General features: G+C 58.5%; 17 protein-coding genes and 1 tRNA gene. 9 read left to right on the forward strand and 9 right to left on the reverse strand.

Features of this window, described 5'->3' with window-relative positions:
- Positions 1-157: 157 nt before the first annotated feature.
- The 4 genes from ACZOF8_RS08885 (at position 158) to ACZOF8_RS08900 (ending at position 1792) form a co-directional block, all read left to right on the forward strand.
- Positions 158-733: a peptidoglycan recognition protein family protein gene (locus ACZOF8_RS08885; protein WP_441369032.1), complete on the forward strand. Its 576-nt coding sequence runs from the start codon at positions 158-160 to the stop codon at positions 731-733.
- Between the two features lie 417 nt (positions 734-1150).
- Complete coding sequence (locus ACZOF8_RS08890) at positions 1151-1378, forward strand: DUF1659 domain-containing protein (RefSeq protein ID WP_195839581.1); 228 nt, start codon at positions 1151-1153, stop codon at positions 1376-1378.
- A gap of 15 nt (positions 1379-1393) precedes the next feature.
- Positions 1394-1639, forward strand: a complete 246-nt coding sequence (locus tag ACZOF8_RS08895; RefSeq protein ID WP_154487234.1) for a DUF2922 domain-containing protein — start codon at positions 1394-1396, stop codon at positions 1637-1639.
- A 3-nt stretch (positions 1640-1642) separates the two neighbouring features.
- Positions 1643-1792 (forward strand): YvrJ family protein, encoded by a 150-nt coding sequence (locus ACZOF8_RS08900; RefSeq protein ID WP_441373896.1) that lies wholly within the window; start codon positions 1643-1645, stop codon positions 1790-1792.
- A 99-nt stretch (positions 1793-1891) separates the two neighbouring features.
- On the opposite strand, the gene ACZOF8_RS08905 is transcribed toward ACZOF8_RS08900, so the two are convergent.
- Positions 1892-1967: transfer RNA gene (locus ACZOF8_RS08905), tRNA-Ala, on the reverse strand.
- Between the two features lie 69 nt (positions 1968-2036).
- Positions 2037-2459 carry an RrF2 family transcriptional regulator gene (locus ACZOF8_RS08910; protein ID WP_022486653.1) on the reverse strand — a complete coding sequence of 141 codons (423 nt, stop codon included), beginning with the start codon at positions 2457-2459 and terminating at the stop codon, positions 2037-2039.
- Positions 2460-2684: 225 nt separating this feature from the next.
- On the opposite strand from ACZOF8_RS08910, the gene ACZOF8_RS08915 reads away from it, so the two are divergent.
- From ACZOF8_RS08915 to ACZOF8_RS08925, 3 genes are all read left to right on the forward strand, one after another.
- On the forward strand, positions 2685-4520 hold the full coding sequence (locus ACZOF8_RS08915) for an NAD(P)-binding protein (protein WP_329777389.1): 1836 nt from the start codon (positions 2685-2687) through the stop codon (positions 4518-4520).
- Complete coding sequence (locus ACZOF8_RS08920; RefSeq protein WP_487426795.1) at positions 4514-6244, forward strand: [FeFe] hydrogenase, group A; 1731 nt, start codon at positions 4514-4516, stop codon at positions 6242-6244. The genes ACZOF8_RS08915 and ACZOF8_RS08920 overlap by 7 nt, the downstream gene beginning before the upstream one ends.
- A 328-nt stretch (positions 6245-6572) precedes the next feature.
- Positions 6573-7775: a CapA family protein gene (locus ACZOF8_RS08925; RefSeq protein WP_487426796.1), complete on the forward strand. Its 1203-nt coding sequence runs from the start codon at positions 6573-6575 to the stop codon at positions 7773-7775.
- On the opposite strand, the gene ACZOF8_RS08930 is transcribed toward ACZOF8_RS08925, so the two are convergent.
- The 3 genes from ACZOF8_RS08930 to ACZOF8_RS08940 all read right to left on the reverse strand — a co-directional run bounded on the left by ACZOF8_RS08930 (position 7736) and on the right by ACZOF8_RS08940 (position 11486).
- The gene (locus tag ACZOF8_RS08930; protein ID WP_154488629.1) at positions 7736-8944 is read right to left on the reverse strand and encodes a DUF819 family protein; all 1209 of its coding nucleotides are present in this window, start codon (positions 8942-8944) and stop codon (positions 7736-7738) included. The two genes, ACZOF8_RS08925 and ACZOF8_RS08930, sit on opposite strands and share 40 nt — an antisense overlap.
- Before the next feature lie 457 nt (positions 8945-9401).
- Entirely contained in the window at positions 9402-10865 is a 1464-nt protein-coding gene (locus tag ACZOF8_RS08935; protein ID WP_487426797.1) for an MFS transporter, read from the reverse strand.
- Between the two features lie 75 nt (positions 10866-10940).
- On the reverse strand, positions 10941-11486 hold the full coding sequence (locus ACZOF8_RS08940) for a rubrerythrin family protein (RefSeq protein ID WP_022488230.1): 546 nt from the start codon (positions 11484-11486) through the stop codon (positions 10941-10943).
- 199 nt (positions 11487-11685) lie between these two features.
- Between ACZOF8_RS08940 and ACZOF8_RS08945 the strand changes: the two genes are divergently transcribed.
- On the forward strand, positions 11686-12153 hold the full coding sequence (locus ACZOF8_RS08945; RefSeq protein WP_487426798.1) for a MarR family winged helix-turn-helix transcriptional regulator: 468 nt from the start codon (positions 11686-11688) through the stop codon (positions 12151-12153).
- 458 nt (positions 12154-12611) lie between these two features.
- On the opposite strand, the gene clpB is transcribed toward ACZOF8_RS08945, so the two are convergent.
- Positions 12612-15155: an ATP-dependent chaperone ClpB gene (gene clpB, locus ACZOF8_RS08950; protein ID WP_487426799.1), complete on the reverse strand. Its 2544-nt coding sequence runs from the start codon at positions 15153-15155 to the stop codon at positions 12612-12614.
- Between the two features lie 165 nt (positions 15156-15320).
- Positions 15321-16826, reverse strand: a complete 1506-nt coding sequence (locus tag ACZOF8_RS08955) for a CYTH domain-containing protein (protein WP_487426800.1) — start codon at positions 16824-16826, stop codon at positions 15321-15323.
- A 207-nt stretch (positions 16827-17033) separates the two neighbouring features.
- On the opposite strand from ACZOF8_RS08955, the gene ACZOF8_RS08960 reads away from it, so the two are divergent.
- Positions 17034-17453, forward strand: coding sequence for a Fur family transcriptional regulator (locus ACZOF8_RS08960; protein ID WP_022488234.1), 420 nt, complete (start codon positions 17034-17036; stop codon positions 17451-17453).
- Positions 17454-17776: 323 nt separating this feature from the next.
- Here ACZOF8_RS08960 and ACZOF8_RS08965 read toward each other — a convergent pair whose 3' ends face one another.
- Both ACZOF8_RS08965 and ACZOF8_RS08970 read right to left on the reverse strand, forming a co-directional pair.
- A complete protein-coding gene (locus ACZOF8_RS08965) occupies positions 17777-19090 on the reverse strand; it encodes an SLC13 family permease (RefSeq protein WP_154488636.1) in 1314 nt (437 codons plus the stop codon).
- A 20-nt stretch (positions 19091-19110) separates the two neighbouring features.
- A complete protein-coding gene (locus tag ACZOF8_RS08970; protein ID WP_022488236.1) occupies positions 19111-20001 on the reverse strand; it encodes a DUF6282 family protein in 891 nt (296 codons plus the stop codon).
- Positions 20002-20071 lie beyond the last annotated feature (70 nt).

The following is a 20071-nucleotide window of genomic DNA, read 5'->3' on the forward strand; positions in this document are numbered from 1 at the left end:
TAGAGACTAGAGACTAGTGACTGTCAGCTCATGACCATCCGCCTCCGGCAGATGGTCTCCTTCTGCGTGAGACGGAAAAGCGTCCCTGCCCCTTTTCCCAATTTCCTCCGAAAAAATCCTCCCTGCCGTCTCTTATACAGTGTAAGGAGGCGGTGACATGGAAGCAATCAAACGGCAGGAGGTTCTGGAACTGGCCCGCAGGGCCCGTGGGCACATCCAGAAAATCTACCTGCACTGGACGGCTGGAACCTATGACCAGCTGTTCCCGGACTATCACCTTCTGGTCCGGGGGGACGGGAGCCTGGTAACCAGTACCCGGGACTGGACCCGGATCCTCCCCCACACCTGGAACCGGAATACCGGTGCCCTGGGCATTGCCCTGTGCTGTGCCAAAGATGCCATGCTCTACGCAGACGGCACCTTCGACCTGGGGGATTATCCCCCCACTCCCCTGCAGGTGGAAAGCACTTCCATCCTGCTGGCCACCCTGTCAGATGTCTGGAAACTCCCTCTGGAGCCTGCCCAGATCATGACCCATGCAGAGGCTGCCGACCTGGACGGTTACGGGCCAAGCATGGCCGGGACGCCCGCTTTTGAACGGTGGGATCTGTGGAAGCTGAAAGACTATGACGGAGTATGGCGCAGCGGCGGGGCGGTGCTCCGGGGGAAGGGACTGTATTATCAGTGGGTGAAGCGGGTAAAAGGTGGGTTCATCGTTTGTCGTTCATCGTGAGTCGTTATGGAAGGAACCCGTACCCGGGTTCCTGTGAATGAGGACGCAGCTGACGCTGCTAACCCACCACCAGCCTGTCGGCCGGTCCCCCGCCCTTGAAAAGGGCGGATAGTGGGTACGCGGGCTTACGCCCTGGCACCCACATAAAGCAATGGACCGTTAGGCCGCATACCTATATACAGCAATGGGCGTCAGCCCGAGCGTATATCCGCCCTTTGCAAGGGCGGGGGACCGTTGCGCTTGCGCAATGGTGGTGGGTTAGCAGCCCCCAGGGGCTGCGTTTCCCTTCAGAAGCATCTGCCTCCGGCAGATGGTCTCCATCGGCTAGTGACTAGTGACTGGCCCGGCCCTGCCGGGCCCCGCCCCCTTACACCCTGTGATGCAACCTTATCCTGACAATCCAAAGGAGGAATGAAAATGGCAATCCAGAAGAACCTCACCGCAGTGACCCTGCAGCTGGAAATCAGCAACGGGGTGGACAAAAATGACCAGCCCAAATTCAAGAACATCAGCTACGAAAAGCTGTCCACCGATGCCACCCCTGAAAAACTGGCGGAAGTGGGCAAGGAATTCGGCGGGCTGATGGCAGAAGCTCCCAAGGGGATGTACATCGTGGAACGGCATACCCTGGAAGAAGTGGCGTAAAGGAGGTAGTGCACAATGGCAGATTCCAGAAAACTGGACCTGATTTTCAAGGACAGCGAAAAAGCGACCAAAAACATCCGCATCGTGAACCCCCGCTCTGACGTGGACCGGGAAATGGTGCTGCCGGTGATGAACAAAGTGGTGGAAAGCAAAGTCTTCCTCACCAAGAACGGCATTCCTGTGGAAACCATCCAGGGGGCCAAAGTGACCGATGTCAAGGATCTGCTCTCTGACGGAACTGACGAAGTCACCGAGGGCTAACCCATGGAGGACCTGTCCCTGCTGGCCGGCCAGGCTGCCCAGTACGGATTCCCCATGGTCATTTCCTGGTACCTGCTGGTACGCATGGAAGAGAAACTGGAGAACCTGACCCAGAGCATCGAACGGCTGCGCATGGCAGTGAAAATAGAATAAGGAAAAAAGAGAGTGCTGCATGTTTTATGCAGCACTCTCTTTTTGCGCACAAAAAAGCACCCACACGGTCAAACCCCGCATGGATGCTTGCTTTTAGTCTGGTGGAGCACAGGGGGATCGAACCCCTGACCTCAAGATTGCGAACCTTGCGCTCTCCCAGCTGAGCTAGTGCCCCAATACGTAGTATTATAGCGCTTCCGGGAGAAGTGTGCAAGGAAAAATCGGAAAGGGGAGTGTGAAAAATTCACATCCCCTTCTTTTCCTGCTTTTCCACCAGATCTGCCAGGGTGGTGTTGTCCACGATGTTGTCGATGGCATCCTGGATTTCTTTCCACAGGTCCAGGGTGACGCAGTGGGCGGCCCGGCTGCAGATTGCGTGGCCGGGTTCCAGGCAGGCCACGGGAGCCAGGGACCCTTCCACGGCCCGGAGGATCTCTCCGGCGGTATAGTCTTTGGGATCACGGACCAGTTTGTATCCTCCCTGGGCTCCTCTGGCACTTTTAACCAGTTTGGCGCGGGAGAGCTGGGTAATGATCTGTTCCAGGTATTTTTCTGAGATTTCCTGTCTCTGAGAGACGCTTTTAATAGGTACATAGGATTCGGTGCCGTTGATGGCCAGATCGATCATCAGGCGCAGGGCATACCGTCCCTTGGTAGAGATTTTCATGGTTCCTCCTCGCAGCAAGAATAATTTCCTATAATTGTACTATAGAATTTTCCAAAAGGAAAGGTGAATTCCTAGTAATTTTTAGGAATTTCACACCCCCCCGATTTATCAGATTTTTTCACCGAATCAGTTGACACTCTTTGCTTCTGAACGGTAAAATAATATCGTATCTGTTCATTCTGTTTCCGGATTCCATACTGAAAATTCATGGAGGGGGAGAAAATCGTGCGTCGCTTACAGATCGAAACACCGGGACGGGCCCAGACGGTCCTGAACGGTTTGTATCAGGATATGCACCGAAGGATCAGTGCCAGTTCTCCGGGGCTGTGCCCGGTGGACATGGCCCTGAACTTTCTCCGGTTCTGCCATGCCCAGAGCTGCGGCAAATGCGTGCCCTGCCGGGTGGGCCTGGGCCAGCTGGAGGTGCTCATTGAACGGGTGCTGGACCGGACGGCCACCCTGGACACCATCGACCTTATTGAACGGACCGCCCGGAGCATCGCCTCTTCTTCGGACTGTGCCATCGGCTACGAGGCGGCCTATATGGTACTGAAGGGGGTCCGGGGCTTCCGGGAGGATTATAAGGAGCACGTGCTCACCGGCCGGTGCATCTGCGGTCTCAGCCACCCGGTGCCCTGTGTGTCCACCTGCCCGGCCCATGTGGATATTCCCGGTTATGTGGCGCTCATCCGGGAAGGCCGGTATGAAGACGCCCTGGAACTGATCCGGAAGGACAATCCCTTCCCCGCCGCCTGCGCCTATGTATGCGAGCATCCCTGCGAACACCACTGCCGCCGGGGGATGGTGGACGCCCCGGTGAACATCTGCGGGCTGAAGCGGTTTGCCGTGGACCATGCCAAACCGGCCCGGGCGCCAAAGCCCGCCCCTGCCACCGGCAAGACCGTGGCGGTGATCGGAGGCGGCCCGGGAGGCCTGACGGCAGCCTACTATCTGGCTCTTATGGGCCACAGCGTCACCGTATACGAACAGCGGCCCCAGCTGGGCGGCATGCTCCGGTACGGGATCCCGGACTACCGTCTGCCCCTGGAAGTGCTGGACCGAGACCTGGACTACATCCTCACCACCGGGATCCAGGTCCGCACCGGAGTTTCCGTGGGGACGGACATTCCGGTGGAAAAGCTCCAGCAGCAGTATGATGCGGTGTACATCGCCATCGGGGCCCACAGCGACAAGAAGCTCCATATCCCCGGGGAAGACGCCCAGGGGGTGTACAGTGCCGTCCGGCTGCTCCGGGACATCGGGGAAGGCCGGGTTCCGGATTTCACCGGCAAACGGGTCTGCATCATCGGGGGCGGCAACGTGTCCATGGACGCCACCCGCACGGCCAAACGGCTGGGGGCGGCTTCCGTCCAGTGCCTGTACCGGCGCCGGCTGGAAGATATGACCGCTCTGCCGGAAGAGATCCAGGCGGCCATGGCGGAAGGCTGCGAAATCGTCACCCTGGAAGCCCCCAGCCGGATTGAAACCAACGCAGCGGGCCAGGTAACGGCCATCTGGACCCAGCCCCAGCATATCGGCCCCTACAATGGAAAGGACCGGCCAAACCCCATAAAGGCGGATCTGCCGGAACGGCGGTTCCCCTGCGACATCCTGATTGTGGCCATCGGCCAGTCCATTGTCACCAAGCCTTTTGAGGCCATCGGGGTCACCACCCACCGGGGGGCCATCCAGGCGGATCTGTCCACCAGCATCCCAGGCCTGGGGAACCTGTTTGCCGGCGGGGATGCGGTTTCCGGTCCCGCCACAGTGATCCGGGCAGTGGCCGCCGGGAAAGTGGCCGCCGACAACATCGATTCCTTCTTCGGCTGCCACCACCGGATTTCCTGCCAGGTAGAGATCCCCGACGCCTACTTCACCCAGACCCCTCCCTGCGGCCGGGTGAACCTGAAGCACCACTGCACTCCGGACTGTGTGGGAGATTTCCGTCTGGTGGCGGAAGGGATGACCCCGGAAGAAGCCCATCAGGAAGCCAGCCGGTGTCTGCGCTGTGACCACTTTGGCTACGGCAGCTTTAAAGGAGGGAGGAATCGGGAATGGTAACCTGTACCATTGACGGCAAAATCATCCAGGTGCCGGAAGGGACCACCATTATGGAAGCGGCCCGGCAGGCCCGGATCCAGATCCCCCACCTGTGCTATCTGAAAGGCCTCAACGAAATCGCCGCCTGCCGGGTGTGCTGTGTGGAGGTGGAAGGAGAACCGGGGATGATCACCGCCTGCAACAGTCCTGTCAAAGAGGGCATGGTGGTCCACACCCATTCTCCCCGGGTCCGGGAAACCCGGAAGATCAACGTGGAACTGATCCTCTCCCAACACGACTGCCGGTGCGCCGTCTGTGTCCGCAGCGGCAACTGCCGGCTCCAGTCCCTGGCCAACAGCCTGGGGATCCACGACAATCCCTATGAGGAACAGCTGCCCAAAGGCCTGCGCCGGGCCTGGACCACCACCTACCCCCTGTTCCACGACTACAACAAATGCATCAAATGCATGCGCTGCATCCAGGTCTGCGACAAGATCCAGGCCATGCACATCTGGGACGTGGCGGGCACCGGGGGACGGACCACGGTGGATGTGTCCGGGAACCGGGTAATCAAGGATTCGGACTGCACCCTGTGCGGCCAGTGCATCACCCACTGTCCGGTGGCCGGGCTCCGGGAACGGGACGATACGGACAAACTCTACGAAGCCCTGGCGGACCCGGACAAAGTGACCCTGGTCCAGGTGGCTCCGGCGGTGCGGACGGCCTGGTGCGAAGCCTTCGGCCTGCCCCGGGAGCAGGGGACCATCGGGAAAATGGCGGCGGCCCTCCGGCAGCTGGGGTTCGACCATGTGTACGACACCACCTTCGGGGCGGACCTCACCATTATGGAAGAAGCCAATGAATTCCTGGAACGGTTCCAGGCCGGGGACACGAAAGAGTTCCCCATGTTCACCAGCTGCTGCCCCGGCTGGGTCCGGTTCCTGAAGGGCCAGTATCCGGAACTGACCGGACGGCTGTCCACCTCCAAATCCCCCCAGCAGATGTTCGGGGCCATTGCCAAGACCTGGCTGGCGGAAAAGCTCCAGGTGCCTCCGGAAAAGCTGTACTGCGTTTCCATCATGCCCTGCCTGGCCAAAAAGGCGGAATGTGCCCTGCCCACCATGCAGGGGCCTTACGGACCCGATGTGGACCTGGCCCTCACCACCCGGGAATTCATCCGGATGCTCCGGGCGGACCACCTGGATCCGGCCCTCATGCCGGAAGAGCCGCTGGATGATCCCATGGGCACCTTTACGGGAGCCGGGACCATTTTCGGCACCACCGGCGGGGTACTGGAAGCGGCTCTCCGTACAGCCTACGCCACCCTGACCGGGGAAAATCCCGATCCGGACCTGTTTGCTCCTTTGCGGAACGGTACAGGGCTCCGGGATGCGGTGTACACCATGGCCGGCAAAGAAATCCGCTGTGCCGTGGTCAGCGGCCTGGGGAACACCCGGCAGCTGATCCAGGCCCTGAAGCGGAAAGAAGTCCATTACGATTTCGTGGAAGTGATGGCCTGTCCCGGCGGCTGTGCCGGAGGAGGCGGCCAGCCCATTCCCCAGGAGGATGTGGAGCTGGAAGGCGTCCGGGGAGAAGAGCTCCGGACCCTGGACAAGCACAGCCATCTCCGGTTCTCCCACCAGAATCCCCAGGTCCAGCGGCTGTACCGGGAATTTTTGGGCAAACCCCTGAGCCCCAAAGCAGAAAAACTCCTCCACACGGATCATTTTGGGTGGAAAATGTAGAGAGGAGGCTGTTGCAAGAGCAACAGCCTCCTCTTCAGGTCTCGGGTCTCGAGTCATGAGTCTCGGACCGCTGGATAGAACCTGTCCTTCGGCCAGGTTCTTCTTATTGTGTATAACCGTAGGGGGCGCAGGCCCGGCGCCCCGCAAAATGCGCAGATCATCGATGATTTGGCGGGCTGCCCGGCGTGCAGCCCCTACGGTACCGATTTACACGTTCAAAGATTTGCCTGCAAATTTTTCATTTGGCTCGAGACTCGAGACTCGAGACCGAGCCGCTATGCGGCTCATTATGATAAGGACTGAAATTTCAGAGAAAGGAACCTGCTCTATGACCCATCCCATTTCCACCCTGTTCATCTCCTGTCTGGCGGCCCTGACCTTTCTGGCAGCTCCCGCCCTGGCCTCCCCGGCGTCTCTGGGAGCCCGTAAGGTACCGGCGCCGGTCCCGGCGGAAACCCCTGCCGCCCCGGCAGCCGCTCCTGCGGCTCCGGAAGCATCTCCCGAATTGCCGGAAACTCTCCCGGCCCCGGCGGCCCCTGTCTCTCCCGCTCCGGCACCCCGGCCTCCGGAGGACCCCATCACCACCGTGACCCTCAGTGCCGCCGGGGACTGCACCCTGGGCACGGAAGAAAGCTTTGGCTATGAGGCCACCTTCCCGGCTGCCTGGGACGCCGCCGGCGGAGATGGTTCCGTATTCCTGGCAGGCGTCCAGTCCGTTTTTGCCAAGGACGACCTGACGGTGGTGAACCTGGAAGGCCCTCTCACCACCCGGGGCCAGCGCCAGGACAAGACCTTCGCCTTCCGGGGCGATCCGGCCTATGTGGAAGTGCTGAAAGCCGGCAGCGTGGAAGCCGCCTCCCTGGCCAACAACCACAGTTACGACTATGGGAACGACGGGTACTGGGACACCTTCAAGACCCTGGGAGACAACGGGATTATGCCCTTCGGCTATGAGGAAAGCCAGATCCTCCCGGTAAAGGGAATCCCCGTAGGCCTGGTGGGAATCAACGCCCTGGAAGCCGGGGCCGCCGATCAGCTGGTGGCAGAACTGGCCAAAATCAGGGAAAAAGGGGCCCGGCTGAAAGTGGTCTATTTCCACTGGGGCAGCGAACTGGAAACCCATCCGGATGAGGACCAGGTGTGGCTGGCCCATCTGGCGGTGGATCACGGAGCCGACCTGGTGCTGGGGGCCCATCCCCATGTGATCCAGCCTCTGGAAACCTACAAGGGAAAGACCATCTGCTACAGCCTGGGGAATTTCTGTTTCGGAGGCAACAGCAACCCGGGAGACAAGGACACCTTCATCTACCAGCAGACCTTCCGGTTCCGGGACGGCCATCTGGTGGGAACGGACCCGGGAAAAGTGATCCCCTGCCGGATCTCCTCCACCCCGGACTGGAACGATTACCGTCCCACCCTGGTGGAAGGGGAAGATGCGGAGCGGATAAAGGGGAAAGCAAAGGGACTGTTGCAAGAGCAACAGTCCCTTTTTCACGCCCCCAATATTCCCCCGACCACCATACCCAGATAGGTACCGATTACATAGCCGAAGGTGCCTACCAGCATGCTGGGGCCCACCAGGGCCGTCCAGCCCTGGGAAATGGCCATTCCTGCCGCGGTGGTGGGGCCTCCGATGTTGGCATTGGAAGCCAGGACGATGTCTTCCAGGCTGAAATGGAACAGTTTCCCTCCCACAAAGCAGAAGGCCATGTTCACCACCACCATCAGGAAGCAGAACACGAACAGCAGCGGCGCGTTCCGGAGGATTTCCAGGATGGAAGCGGGCACCCCGATGGCGAAGAAGAACAGGTAGATGAAATAGGTGCCGATTTCCTGGGCTCCGGCCAGGGCTGCCGCCTGTTTTTCAAAAAAGGTGGCGAACCCCATGGAAAACAGGGTGATCCACACATACTGGCTGCTGAAGAAGGTATTGGCCATGTGTCCCAGGCCGCTGCCGGTGGGAATGGCGGCCCCCAGGGCCTTCCCCAGGTTCTGGGACAGGGTCACCACCGCCACCGCATAGAACAGGTCCAGGGCAATGTCCTTTAAGGAAATGTTCTTGGGCTGCCAGTAGGCTGCCGCCTGGGTCTGAGCGTCTTCCCGTCCTTCCCGGGCCACCCGGTCCATGTGGGGATGGGGATAGTGTTTCTGGAAAAAGGCGCTGCCCACACATTTCAGCAGTACCAGGAAATACACCGCCATATTCAGGTTGTCCGCCACCACCGTAGCGGAAACCAGGGTCCCTTCCGTGTGGAAGGCGTCGGCCAGGGCCACGAAATTGACCCCGCCTCCGATGTAGGACCCGGTCATCATGGCCGCCACCTTGGCCAGCCCGTCGATCCGGCTCCCCAAAAGCCAGCAGCCCAGCACGGCGCCGCACACGGTCCCCACCGCCCCGATGAGGAAAATGAACAGCAGCCGGCCGGTTTCCTGCCAGATCTTCGTCAGGTTGGCCTGGAGCAGCAGCAGAGGAATGGCCAGGGGTACGGCGTATCCCCAGATGATATCGTCATAAATGGGGGCATGGCTGGGGATCACGTTCAGGTTCACCAGCACAATGGCCGCCACCAGGGCCAGTACGGCCCCGGAAATCCGAGAGGCCCAGGCATAGGTCTGTTCCAGCCAGATGGAGCCTGCCACCACCCCGCAGGTCAGGGCCAGCAGCAGCCAGGTGTTTTCCGGTGCAATCAGTGGATTCATAAACAACATCCTTCCTTATTCGTTATTCCAAAACGAAGATCCGGTCCCCCAGATCCCCTGGTATCCAGATATTCTTTCCCTTTGCCAAATGACATGATGAGCCTCCTTTGATACACGGAGCGGGCGGCCCCTTTTGGAGTCGCAAGCCATAGGTATCGTTTTTTGGATAGAACCTGTCCTATGGCCAGGTTCTTTGAAAGGAAAACGCAGCTGGCGCTGCTAACCCACCACCAGCCTTACGGCTGGTCCCCCGCCCTTGCAGAGGGCGGATAATGGGTATGTGGGCTTACGCCCTGGTACCCACATAAAGCAAAGGGCGTAAGCCCCAGCGTATATCCGCCCTTTTCAAGGGCGGGGGTATCCATGCGCAGCATGGGTGGTGGGTTAGCAGCCGTAGGGCTGCCTTTTCCACTCAGCAGCATCTGCCCCCAGGCAGATGGTATCCTTCAACAGGAGACTAGTGACTAGAGACTGCCTGCCGATTTTTCCCCAGCGCCCACACCATGCAGGCTCCCTGACACAGGGCCAGGACCAGCAGCAGATGGAAGGCGTGGGCAGTGCCCAGGCTGGTGCCTTGGGCCAGGGCCCGTCCTGTCTGACCGGCGGCCACCAGGGCCGCACAGACGGAAGTCCCCACTGCCCCGGCCAGCTGCTGAAGGGTGTTGCACACCGCGTTCCCGTCCGGCTGGATGGATTCCGGCAGGTTTTCCAGGGCATAGGTCAGAATGTTCCCGGCGGACAGCCCCTGGCCCAGGGTGAACACCACATAAATGGCCGTAAGCCCGGGAATGGCCGCCTTTCCCAGAGCCAGCTGGTACAGCCCGAAACTGAGGATAATGGCACAGCTGCCCAGGATGAGGGGCTTCCGGGCCCCCAGCCGGTCATAGAGCCGGCCGCTTACAGGGGCCAGGGCCGCCCCCAAAAGGCACCCGGGAAGCAGGATGCACCCGGCGGCAAAAGGATCGGACCCCAGGACGATCTGGGCATAATTGGGAAGCAGGAAGCCCACTCCCAGGCACAGGAACTGGACCAGCAACAGCCCCAGCACCGCCCCGTCAAAGGCCGGCACCTGGAACACCTGGAGGTTCAGCAGCGGGGTGGACCCGGCCTTCCGGAGCCGGTTTTCCTGACGGACAAAGACGGCCAGGGCCAGCACCATCAGCCCTGCCAGGGCCAAAAGACCCGGGGCCGGCAGCACCGTCCCGTAGCTGCACAAAAGCAGCAGACAGGGCAGGGCCACCAGCAGGCAGCCCAGGCCGAACCCGTCAAAAGGCCGGGGCCCCCAGGCCGAAGACTGGCGGATGGCACAGATCCCCACCGCCAGGGAAAACAGCAGCCCGGGCACCAGGGCGGCAAAGATCATCCGCCAGCCGAAATGGCCGATGATGTACCCGCCCAGAGAAGGCCCCACCGCCGGAGCCAGGGCGCACACCAGCATGGCGGCCCCCATCATGGTGCCGATTTTGTCCAGCGGCGCCTGTTCCAGCACCAGATTGAACATCAGAGGCAGGCCAATGCCTGTACCCGCCCCCTGGAGCAGCCGTCCCAACAGGAGCAGAGGAAAGTTCCCGGCCAGGCCATCCAGCACCGTCCCGGTAAGGAACAGGAGATTCCCGGCCACAAAAAGCCCTTTCAGAGGGAACCGCTGCTTCAGGTAGCTGGACGTGGGGATCACCGTGGCCAGCACCAGCAGATATCCGGTGGTAAGCCACTGGACCGTGGAGGTGCTCACGGAAAATTCCTCCATCAGGGTGGGGAAGGTCACGTTCATGGCCGTTTCGATGACCACCCCGGTAAAGGACAGAAGTCCCGCGGCCAGTATGGACAGAAACAGCCGGGCATCCGCCCGGCGCACAAAAGCAGGATTTTCGTTTTCCAACAGTTTCACCTTCAGACACAAAAATACATTCTGAGAGTACATAGTAGAAAAAATTCCCGGAAATGTCAAGAAGGGGGTGTTGCACGGTATGTGCAGCACCCCCTGTTTTTCATCCTCTTATTTTACTTCCTTGAACGCACTTTTGGGCTGGCCGCAGAGAGGGCAGACCCAGTCGTCGCTTTCGCTGTTGATGTCCCCTTCGTATTCATAGCCGCAGACCGGGCACACATACACCTTTTTGGCCTTTTCCTTTTTCTCTGCCTGAGGATACCGGGCCAGGATTTCCGCCATCAGTTCCCCATGGTGGCCTTCCTGTTTGGCAAACACTTCCATTTCGTCAGCCGCTTCGGCAAACCCGGCAGCCCGCACCTTGTCCGCCATGCCCTTTACCTGGGCCTCCCCATTGGTTTCCGCTTTTTGGAGGGTTTTCACCAGGCCCCAGAAATCCTGGGGATATTTCCCGTTGAGCACGGCATAGAAGCCCGCATGGACCGCTTCCTGGTTGGCGGCTTCGATGAACAGGGGCACCAGATCTTCATAGCCCTGTTCTTTGGCCAGCCGGGCCAGTGCATAATACATCATGGTGCCGTTGGCTTCTCCCTGCATCATGTTTTTTGCCATAGCTTCCAGTTCCGTTCCTTTGGTCTGTCCGTAAATGCTCATTGTCTTTTCCTCCTGTTTTCCCTTGCCCCCGTAAAGCGGAGCTTTCTGTTTCTTTTCTTCTGGCCATCGGCCTCTTGTGAAACCCATTATACCCGTTTTATTTAATTTTGTCAAATTTAATTTTGCTAAATTTAATTTGTTCTCATGTTCTTTTCCTGTTACAATAAAGTGTAATCAAAAGTTTTTCCGTACCGGAGGTATGATCGATATGAATGAAAAGGATGCCTGCAATCCCCTGCTGCTGGGAAACCAGCTCTGCTTCCCCCTGTATGCCAGCGCCCGGAAAATCGTAGCTGCCTATACTCCCTTCCTGAAAGAAATCGGCCTCACCTATGCCCAGTATGTAACCATGATGGTGCTCTGGGAAGAAAAGGCCACTACCATACACCACTTGGGCGAACGGCTGTACCTGGATTCCGGGACCCTGACCCCAGTGCTGAAGAAGCTGGAGGCCCAGGGCTATGTGAAGCGCTACCGAAAGCCCGACGACGAACGGGTGGTGGTGGTGGAAATCACCCCCGATGGACTGGCCCTCCGGGACAAGGCCCTGAAAGTCCCCCATGCCATGGGCTGCCTGATCAACCGGAAAGGTCCCCTGTTCACAGCCGAAGAAGTGGCCGATTTGAAAGAAAAACTGTACCGGATCCTCCACGTACTGGAGGGGTAAAAAGGGGGGCTGCTGCGCTGCAGCAGCCCTGTCAATGGTCAATTGTCAATCGTCAATGGCCGAATGATAAAATTTGCAGACAAATTTTATTGAATGGAAACGCAGCTGGCGCTGCTAACCCACCACCCATGCTGCGCATGGATACCCCCGCCCTTGCAAAGGGCGGATATACGCTCGGGCTGGCGCCCATTGCTTTTCAGTACAAGGGCAGCAGCCCGCGTACTGTCTATCCGCCCTTTTCAAGGGCGTAAGCAGGGAGCATCCGCTTCAGCGGATAGCGAGGTCGCTTATGCCGTAGCTGGGGACCAGCCGCCAGGCTGGTGGTGGGTTAGCAGCCGTAAGGCTGCGTTTCCCTTCAGGAGCATCTGCCCCTGGCAGATGGTCTCCTTCGGCCGCTGACTATTGACAGCTGACAAAAAAACAGGGACTGTTGCCCAGGCAGCAGTCCCTGTTTTTATTCACTTCTTCACCACGTCGATGTTCCCGTTCTGGAGAACCACTTCGATATGGTCCCCTCTCTGGATCTCGCCCTGGACGATCTTGTTGCTCACTACGGTTTCCACCGTATGGACAATCAGTCTCTTCAGAGGACGGGCCCCAAAGGCAGGGTCGAACCCGGCTTTGGCCAGGTAGGCAACGGCTTCGTCGGTGGCCGTCAGGGTCAGTTCCAGCTGGCTGTGGAGCCGGCTGCCCAGATGGTTCAGGATCAACCGTACGATATCCTTCAGCTGTTCTTCCTGGAGAGGTTTGAACACCACAATGTCGTCCACCCGGTTCAGGAATTCCGGCCGGAAGAACTTCATCAGCATGCTCCGGACTTCGTCCTTGCTGATGTTGCCCTTCTTTTCCATGATCTCATGGGACCCCAGGTTGCTGGTCATGATGATCAGGGTATTCTTGAAGTCCACCATACGGCCCTGGCCGTCAGTCAAACGGCCGTCGTCCAGCACCTGGAGCAGTACGTTGAACACATCCGGGTGAGCCTTTTCGATTTCATCGAACAGGATCACGGAATAAGGATGGCGCCGCACCGCTTCCGTCAGCTGGCCCCCTTCTTCATAGCCCACATATCCAGGAGGGGCACCGATCAGACGGGACACCGTATGTTTCTCCATGTATTCACTCATATCGATACGGATAATGCTCTTTTCATCATTGAACAGCACTTCCGCCAGGGCTTTGGCCAGTTCGGTCTTGCCCACACCGGTAGGCCCCAGGAAGATGAAGGAACCGATGGGTTTGTTGGGATCCTTGATCCCGGCCCGGGCCCGGATTACGGCTTCGCTGACAGCTTCCACCGCTTCGTCCTGGCCGATCACCCGTTTGTGGAGGATTTCCGGCAGATGCGCCAGTTTCTTCTTTTCTCCTTCCATCAGACGGTTCACAGGGATGCCCGTCCAGGTGCTCACCACCTTGGCGATATCATCCTCGTCCACTTCTTCCTTCAGCAGGCGTTTGTCGGAATGTTCCTCTTTTTCCAGGGCCGCCAGCTGTTTCTGGAGTTCCGGCAGCTTGCCGTACTTCAGTTCCGCCAGACGGTTCAGGTCATAGGACCGTTCCGCTTCTTCCATTTCCTTCTTCACATTGTCCATATCCTTCTTGACTTGACGGATCTTGGCAATGCCGCCCTTTTCGGCTTTCCACTGGTCCATGAGCTTGTCGTTCTCGCCCTTCAGTTTGGCCAGTTCCTCTTTGATCTTTTCCAGACGGGCCTTGGAAGCATCGTCCTCTTCCTTGGACAGGGCCTGTTCCTCGATCTGGAGCTGGAGCATCCGGCGACGGCTTTCATCCAGTTCCGTAGGCATGGAATCGATTTCCACCCGCAGACGGGCAGCGGCTTCATCCACCAGGTCGATGGCCTTGTCCGGCAGGAACCGGTCATTGATGTACCGGTTGCTCAACGTGGCAGCAGCCACCAGGGCGGAATCCTTGATCCGGACCCCATGATGGACTTCGTACCGTTCCTTCAGCCCTCTCAGGATGGAAATGGTGTCCTCCACACTGGGTTCCTTCACCAGCACCGGCTGGAAACGCCGTTCCAGGGCGGAATCCTTTTCAATGTATTTCCGGTATTCCTTCAGGGTGGTGGCACCGATGCACCGGAGTTCCCCTCTGGCCAGCATGGGTTTCAGGATGTTCCCCGCATCCATGGAGCCTTCAGAAGCCCCGGCCCCCACCACCGTGTGCAGTTCATCGATGAACATGATGATCTGGCCGGCAGAATCGGACACGATTTTCAGGACTTTCTTCAACCGTTCCTCAAATTCCCCTCTGTACTTGGCCCCAGCCACCAAAGACGCCAGGTCCAGGGCATACAGGGTCTTGTTCTTCAGGGATTCCGGCACGTCCCCGGCCACAATCCGGCGGGCCAGGCCTTCCACAATGGCGGTTTTGCCCACGCCCGGTTCACCGATCAGCACCGGGTTGTTCTTTTTCCGGCGGGACAGGATTTCAATGGTCCGGCGGATCTCATCGTCACGGCCGATTACCGGATCCAGCTTCCCGTCCCGGGCTTTCTGGGTCAGGTCCTGGCCGAATTTCTCCAGGGTCTTGCGGTTTTCATCCGCATCCCCATTGTTTTCATATTTGTCGATGAGCCCCCGGATGGCACTGCGGGTGATCCCGTACTTTTTGCACAGTTCCACCACTTCCGCATCCCCGTCTTCACACAGGGCGGCCAGCAGATGGGATGCAGTCACCGGGTTCTGGCCGGCGGCTTTTTCCGCCAGGGCGAACACCCGGGCCAGGCCCGTGCTCATGCTCAGCTGATCGGACCCCTTCACGGAAGGGATCTGCTTCAGCAGACGGTCCACCTCCCGGCTGAACTGGGCCTCATCCACGTTCAGGCTCTTCAGCACAAACTTGAAGAACCCGTCCGGCTGGCTGCACATGGCGGACAGCAGATGGACGGTGGTCAGTTCCTGGTTGTAATTCATAACGGCTTGCTGCTGGGCAGCTTCCAACAATCCACGCACTTCATCACTCAAGCGTTCTGCCTGCATAACAAACACCTCCAAAAACCATTGGATCAATGGGTTATCTTCTTCATTCAGAGCCCGAAACAAACAGGGCCCGGGAAGTCTCTTTTCTCACTTCCCGGGTCTTATTATACCCATTAAAAGTCAAAAAGTCAAATATTATTTTCGTTTTTTTGACTTTTTTTGATTTTATTTTTCTTTGGCCAGACAGGACCATTCCGGATGACGGGCCACTTCCCGGAAGAAGGCCTTCCCGGCGGCATCCGCCTTGTCCCCCCGTTTTTCCGTCCGGATCCCTTCCTGGCCACAGAGGGCTGCCAGGGACAGGGTCAGTTCCCGTTCCCGGGCTCCTTCGGCCCCTTCTGCCAGGGCTCCCGTCCGGGCATAGCTGCGGCAGTATTTCCACCACTTTTCCCAGTAGGCTTCCCCTCGCTTCACCAGCCGTTTTTCTCCCAGGCCCCGTTCCAGGGTCAGGAGCCCGGCCAGGTCTTCCAGCTGACCTTTCCGTTCCCAGGGGTCCGGGCTGCCGGCATCTTCCAGGAACTGCTGTTCCTGCTGCCACCGATTCCACCGGACCTGGAGGAATTTTTCCAGGGTGGAGTTCTCTCCGTCCTTTTTGGCCAGAGTGGCCAGGTACAGCAGCTGCCACAGGGCCGCTGCCGCTTCCCGGGCGCAGCAGTCCGCACAGTGCTGGGCCGCCGCCACCCACCGGTCTTCCAGCCACTGCCAGGCCGGTTCCAGGGAGAGGAGCTCTTCCGGGAAAGGCTTTTCCCGCTGCCGGTCAGACGTTTCCAGGTAATCCACCGGTTCCAGCACCCCCAGGAGCCCGTCCAACAGATCCCGACCCTTTTTCCAGGAGGTCCGGGACAAAAAGCCCTGGCCCAGGTTCCACAGTCCGGCGCACTGCTGGAGAATGGTGAGCAGTTCCCGGCTCTCAAATTCCCGGTTCTCTCCGGGCACCAGAAGATCCAGCCCCCTGCCCAGGGCCTGCTGGACCAGGGTCCGCCACACTTCCGACGGCTCCGTTTCCTGATTCCAGCCAGTTGCCTTCCCGTCTTTGGGTGGGTTCCCCTTCCAGCCGGTAAGATCCAGCCCCCGTTTGAACTTGCTCCGCTCTTCCGGCCACAGAGGGATGGCCTGGGCCAGAGCCGCCGTAAACCGCAGCAGGTCCCGTTCCTGGCCCCGTTTGATCTCCAGTTCCAGTTCCTCGATGGGAGCCTTTTTATCCCCGGCGGTCAAGGTTCCCTGGTCCAGGGCCGCTTCCACCACCGTCACGGCGGACAGCTGGATCAGAGCCGTTTTCCGGGTAAATTCCACCGTACACAAAGGAAGCAGTTCGTCTTCCTGGAGCAGGGTCTGGAGCTTCTGGTCCAGCTGGGGAGCAAAGCCCTGGAGCACCGGTTCCGGCTTGGTCAGAGGCACCGTGTATTCCTCCCGGCTGGAGAAGCCGTTCACCGTCTTCCCCTGGCTTTTCACCGTGGCTTCGAAGGCCTTCCCGTTGGTCCGGCGGATCCGGTAGGCCATGCCGCTGCGGGTCAGTTTCCGGTCCCGGGTATCCAGGTACTGGTTCCAAAGGTCCAGGGTATGCCGGCTGCCGGGAATGATTTTTTCCTTCACCAGAGGCAGCTGGAAGAATTTCCGGCGGCCCGCCTTGGTGGAAAGCAGTTTGATTTCTTTTTCCTGTCCTTGCGCCATATGGTTTCACACTCCCTGATCTTTTCCAAAATCTTATCATATAATTGTAACACAACATCTCCCCTCTTGGGATGAACTGTTTGGTTATGGAGGAAGCCGCCCATTGGAAATGGCTGATTTTATTGACATTTTACGTATTAAAAGTTATTATTAAAGAAACTTCTCTTTTAACAATTTTATTCTATCTATATATAAGGAGGCTTTGCCATGCTCAGTCCAAAGGAACTGTCAGAAGTCCTGAAAGCCCAGGGGATGAAAATCACCCCCCAGCGGCTGGAAGTATACCGGGCCTTTACCGGCCCCGAAGACCATCCCACGGCTACAGAAATCTATGAAAAAGTGCGGCAGCAGATGCCTACCCTGAGTTTTGCCACTATCTACCAGTCTCTGGGATTTTTCTGCCGGATGCACCTGATCCAGACTGTGGATGTAGGCGACGGGACCATGCGCTACGATGTGGATCCCCATCCCCACCCCCATTTCCGCTGCGAAAAATGCGGCAAGGTGTTCAACCTGGATTTTGCCTACCACAAACACCTGGACCAGGACGTGGCCAAAAAAACCGGTTTCACCATCCGCTGCCACCAGACCTATTTCCTGGGGCTCTGCAAGGAGTGTAAGGAATAGGGACTGCTGCGCCAGGCACAGCAGCCCCGTCAATGGTCAATTGTCAATTGCCGAAGGAAAGGACCCGCCTCTCATGAAGGCGGGTCCTTTTTGAATCTATACCCTCTGGGCGGCCGGGACGGGCTTGCCTGGGGCGAGCCCCTACGCCATCGCTGTCCAGGAACCGGCTAACAACGATTTCCTTATGGAGACTCTCCCATGGACGGCATCCCCGTCCAAGCGGTCGAACAAACAATGCCCGACCCCAACGCCGTAGGGGCGTGCCGCAGGCCCGCCCGTCCCGGCCTGAGGGGTTAACCTTTCAAAGGAACCCGCACTTTTCCTTACAGCACAAATGCCACAATAAAATTGTAGGCAGCTGCCGCCAGGACACTGACAGGCACAGCCCGGAGCAGCAGCTTGTTGAACAGGGTGTTCCGGTCCTCTTCTTTAGGCGTGGACCCCAGGATCAAAGACCCGCCGGAAGAGAAGGGACTGATGGCACTGGACTGGGCCCCCAGTACCGTACAGGCAAACAGGGCGGAGGCAGACAATCCGGTGCTTTCCGCCAGTCCCGGAATCAGAGGGAACAGAGCCGGGGTCACCACCCCGGTGGTGGAACTGAAGAAACTCATGATGGCGGCAATGATGGAGAAAGCCAGAGGGATCAGCGGCGTGGGCACATTGGCTCCCACCCAGGCGCTGAGCATCTTGATGGTCCCGGCTTTCACCGCCACCGCAATCAGCATCCCGGCCCCGGCAATCATGATGATGGTGTTCCAGGGAATCTTCGAAATGGCTTCCTTCTGGGGAGCCAGCTTCATCAACAGGGCAATCACTGCGAAGATAATGGCCACCAGGCCCACATCCACTTTACCGGCCATATAGGCGATTCCTGCGTTCCCGGGCACCAGGATCTTCAGCAGGGGGAACACCAGCACCACGACCATCATCACCAGCATCAGGGTCAGGGTCTGGCTCTGGACTTTCGTAAAAGGTTCCGGCCTTTTGAAGGTGACCCCCTGGCCGATGTTCCGGTTGGCCTTGATGCCGTACCGGAACAGGGTGATCAGCACCAGGGAAAAGGCAAAGGACAGCAGGAAGATTTCCATTTCCATGGCAAAGGAATCCATGGGAGCCTTCAGCTTCAGGGCTTCATAGGCTGTATCCGACAGCCCCCGGAAAATCACCCCCAGATTGGAGGTGGGAAAGTTCCCGCCGCACAGGGCCCCGCAGTTGATGGCCACCGCCCCGGTGAGTTTGTCCATCCGGGATTCATCACAGATCAAAAGGGTAATGGGCGCCAAGAAAGCCAGCACCGTAAAATAGGTGGCCCCCATCACTGACAGCACCACGGCCACTCCGAACAGGGCATAGGGCAGCATCCCCGGGAATTTCCGGCAGGCATAGAGCAGGGAGCCTGACATTTTTTCCAGGGTCCCGTTGATGGCCGCCACATTGTAGAACAGGGACACGGACAAAATCACGAACATGGTACTGATGGGCCAGAACCCGATCACCGCTTTGGGTTTCAGCCCCATGACCAGACACCCGATCAGATAAGCAAAGACAATACAGAACAGCCCGGTGTTCAGACCGGTCTTATACCCCAGATAAATGGCAATGGCTATGGCCAGAACAATCGCCGCACTCAGCATAATGCTTCCTCCCCCTTGTTTCAGTCTTTGGCTGCGCCCACCGGTTCTTCCTGGATGCCCAGCAGCCGGTAGGGAATGGTTTTGGTCATGTAGTACACCTGTTCTTCAGGAATCCCGTATTCCACCAGGTAATGCATGTATTCGTAGATTTCCGTTTCCCAGTCCGGATTTTCCGTCTGTCCCCCGTCCGTATCCACCATGACATGCTGGTACCCTACAGCCTGGATCAGTTCCGCATTTTCCCGCAGGTTCATGTGGTACTTCTTCCCTTTCCCCATGTTCTGGGCATAGCACCGTTCCAGGATCACGTCATAATCCTTCACCAGACGGATCTGATCTTCCAGGGTGTACCCGCACACCCACCATTCCGGATGGGTGATGACGATTTTTTCCACCCCGGCCTTCCGGGCCGCTTCCACCACCACAAAAGCCTCTTCCGGAGATACATGGGCGGTGGCCAGTACTGCATCATGGTCTTTGATCAGACCGAACACCGTTTCCAGTTCCGGGATCACTTTCCCGTCCCGGACCAGCTGGATTCCCTCATCGGGATTTTTTCCCATTTTTTCCAGATGCCGCCGGGCGGACTGGGTGGGCAGCCAGATCACCTTGGCCCCCAGTTTCAGTCCCTTTTCCACCGCTTCCGGGTTCACACCCCCGATGACTTTGTTCATGACCACCCCGCCGTACATGGTGAAGTTGGTGCTGTCCCCATAGACCTTCTTCACATAGGCATTGGCAATGGCCGCCCGGTTCACCGTGAACCCCAGGTGGGACTTGATCACAATGGCCCGGGCCCCCACCCGCACCGCCGCATCCGCCAGTTCCAGATCGTTGTAGGCCCGCAGCCGCAGATCCGGATTGGTGTGTACATGCATATCGCAGATTCCCTTCAGTGAAACTCTGCTCATTCTGATTCCTCCCTGTTGTACAAGTATTCTGAATAAATTTGCTTTTAGTGTACCGCGGGGCTGGCTATTG

Source organism: Acidaminococcus sp. (genome assembly GCF_057597765.1).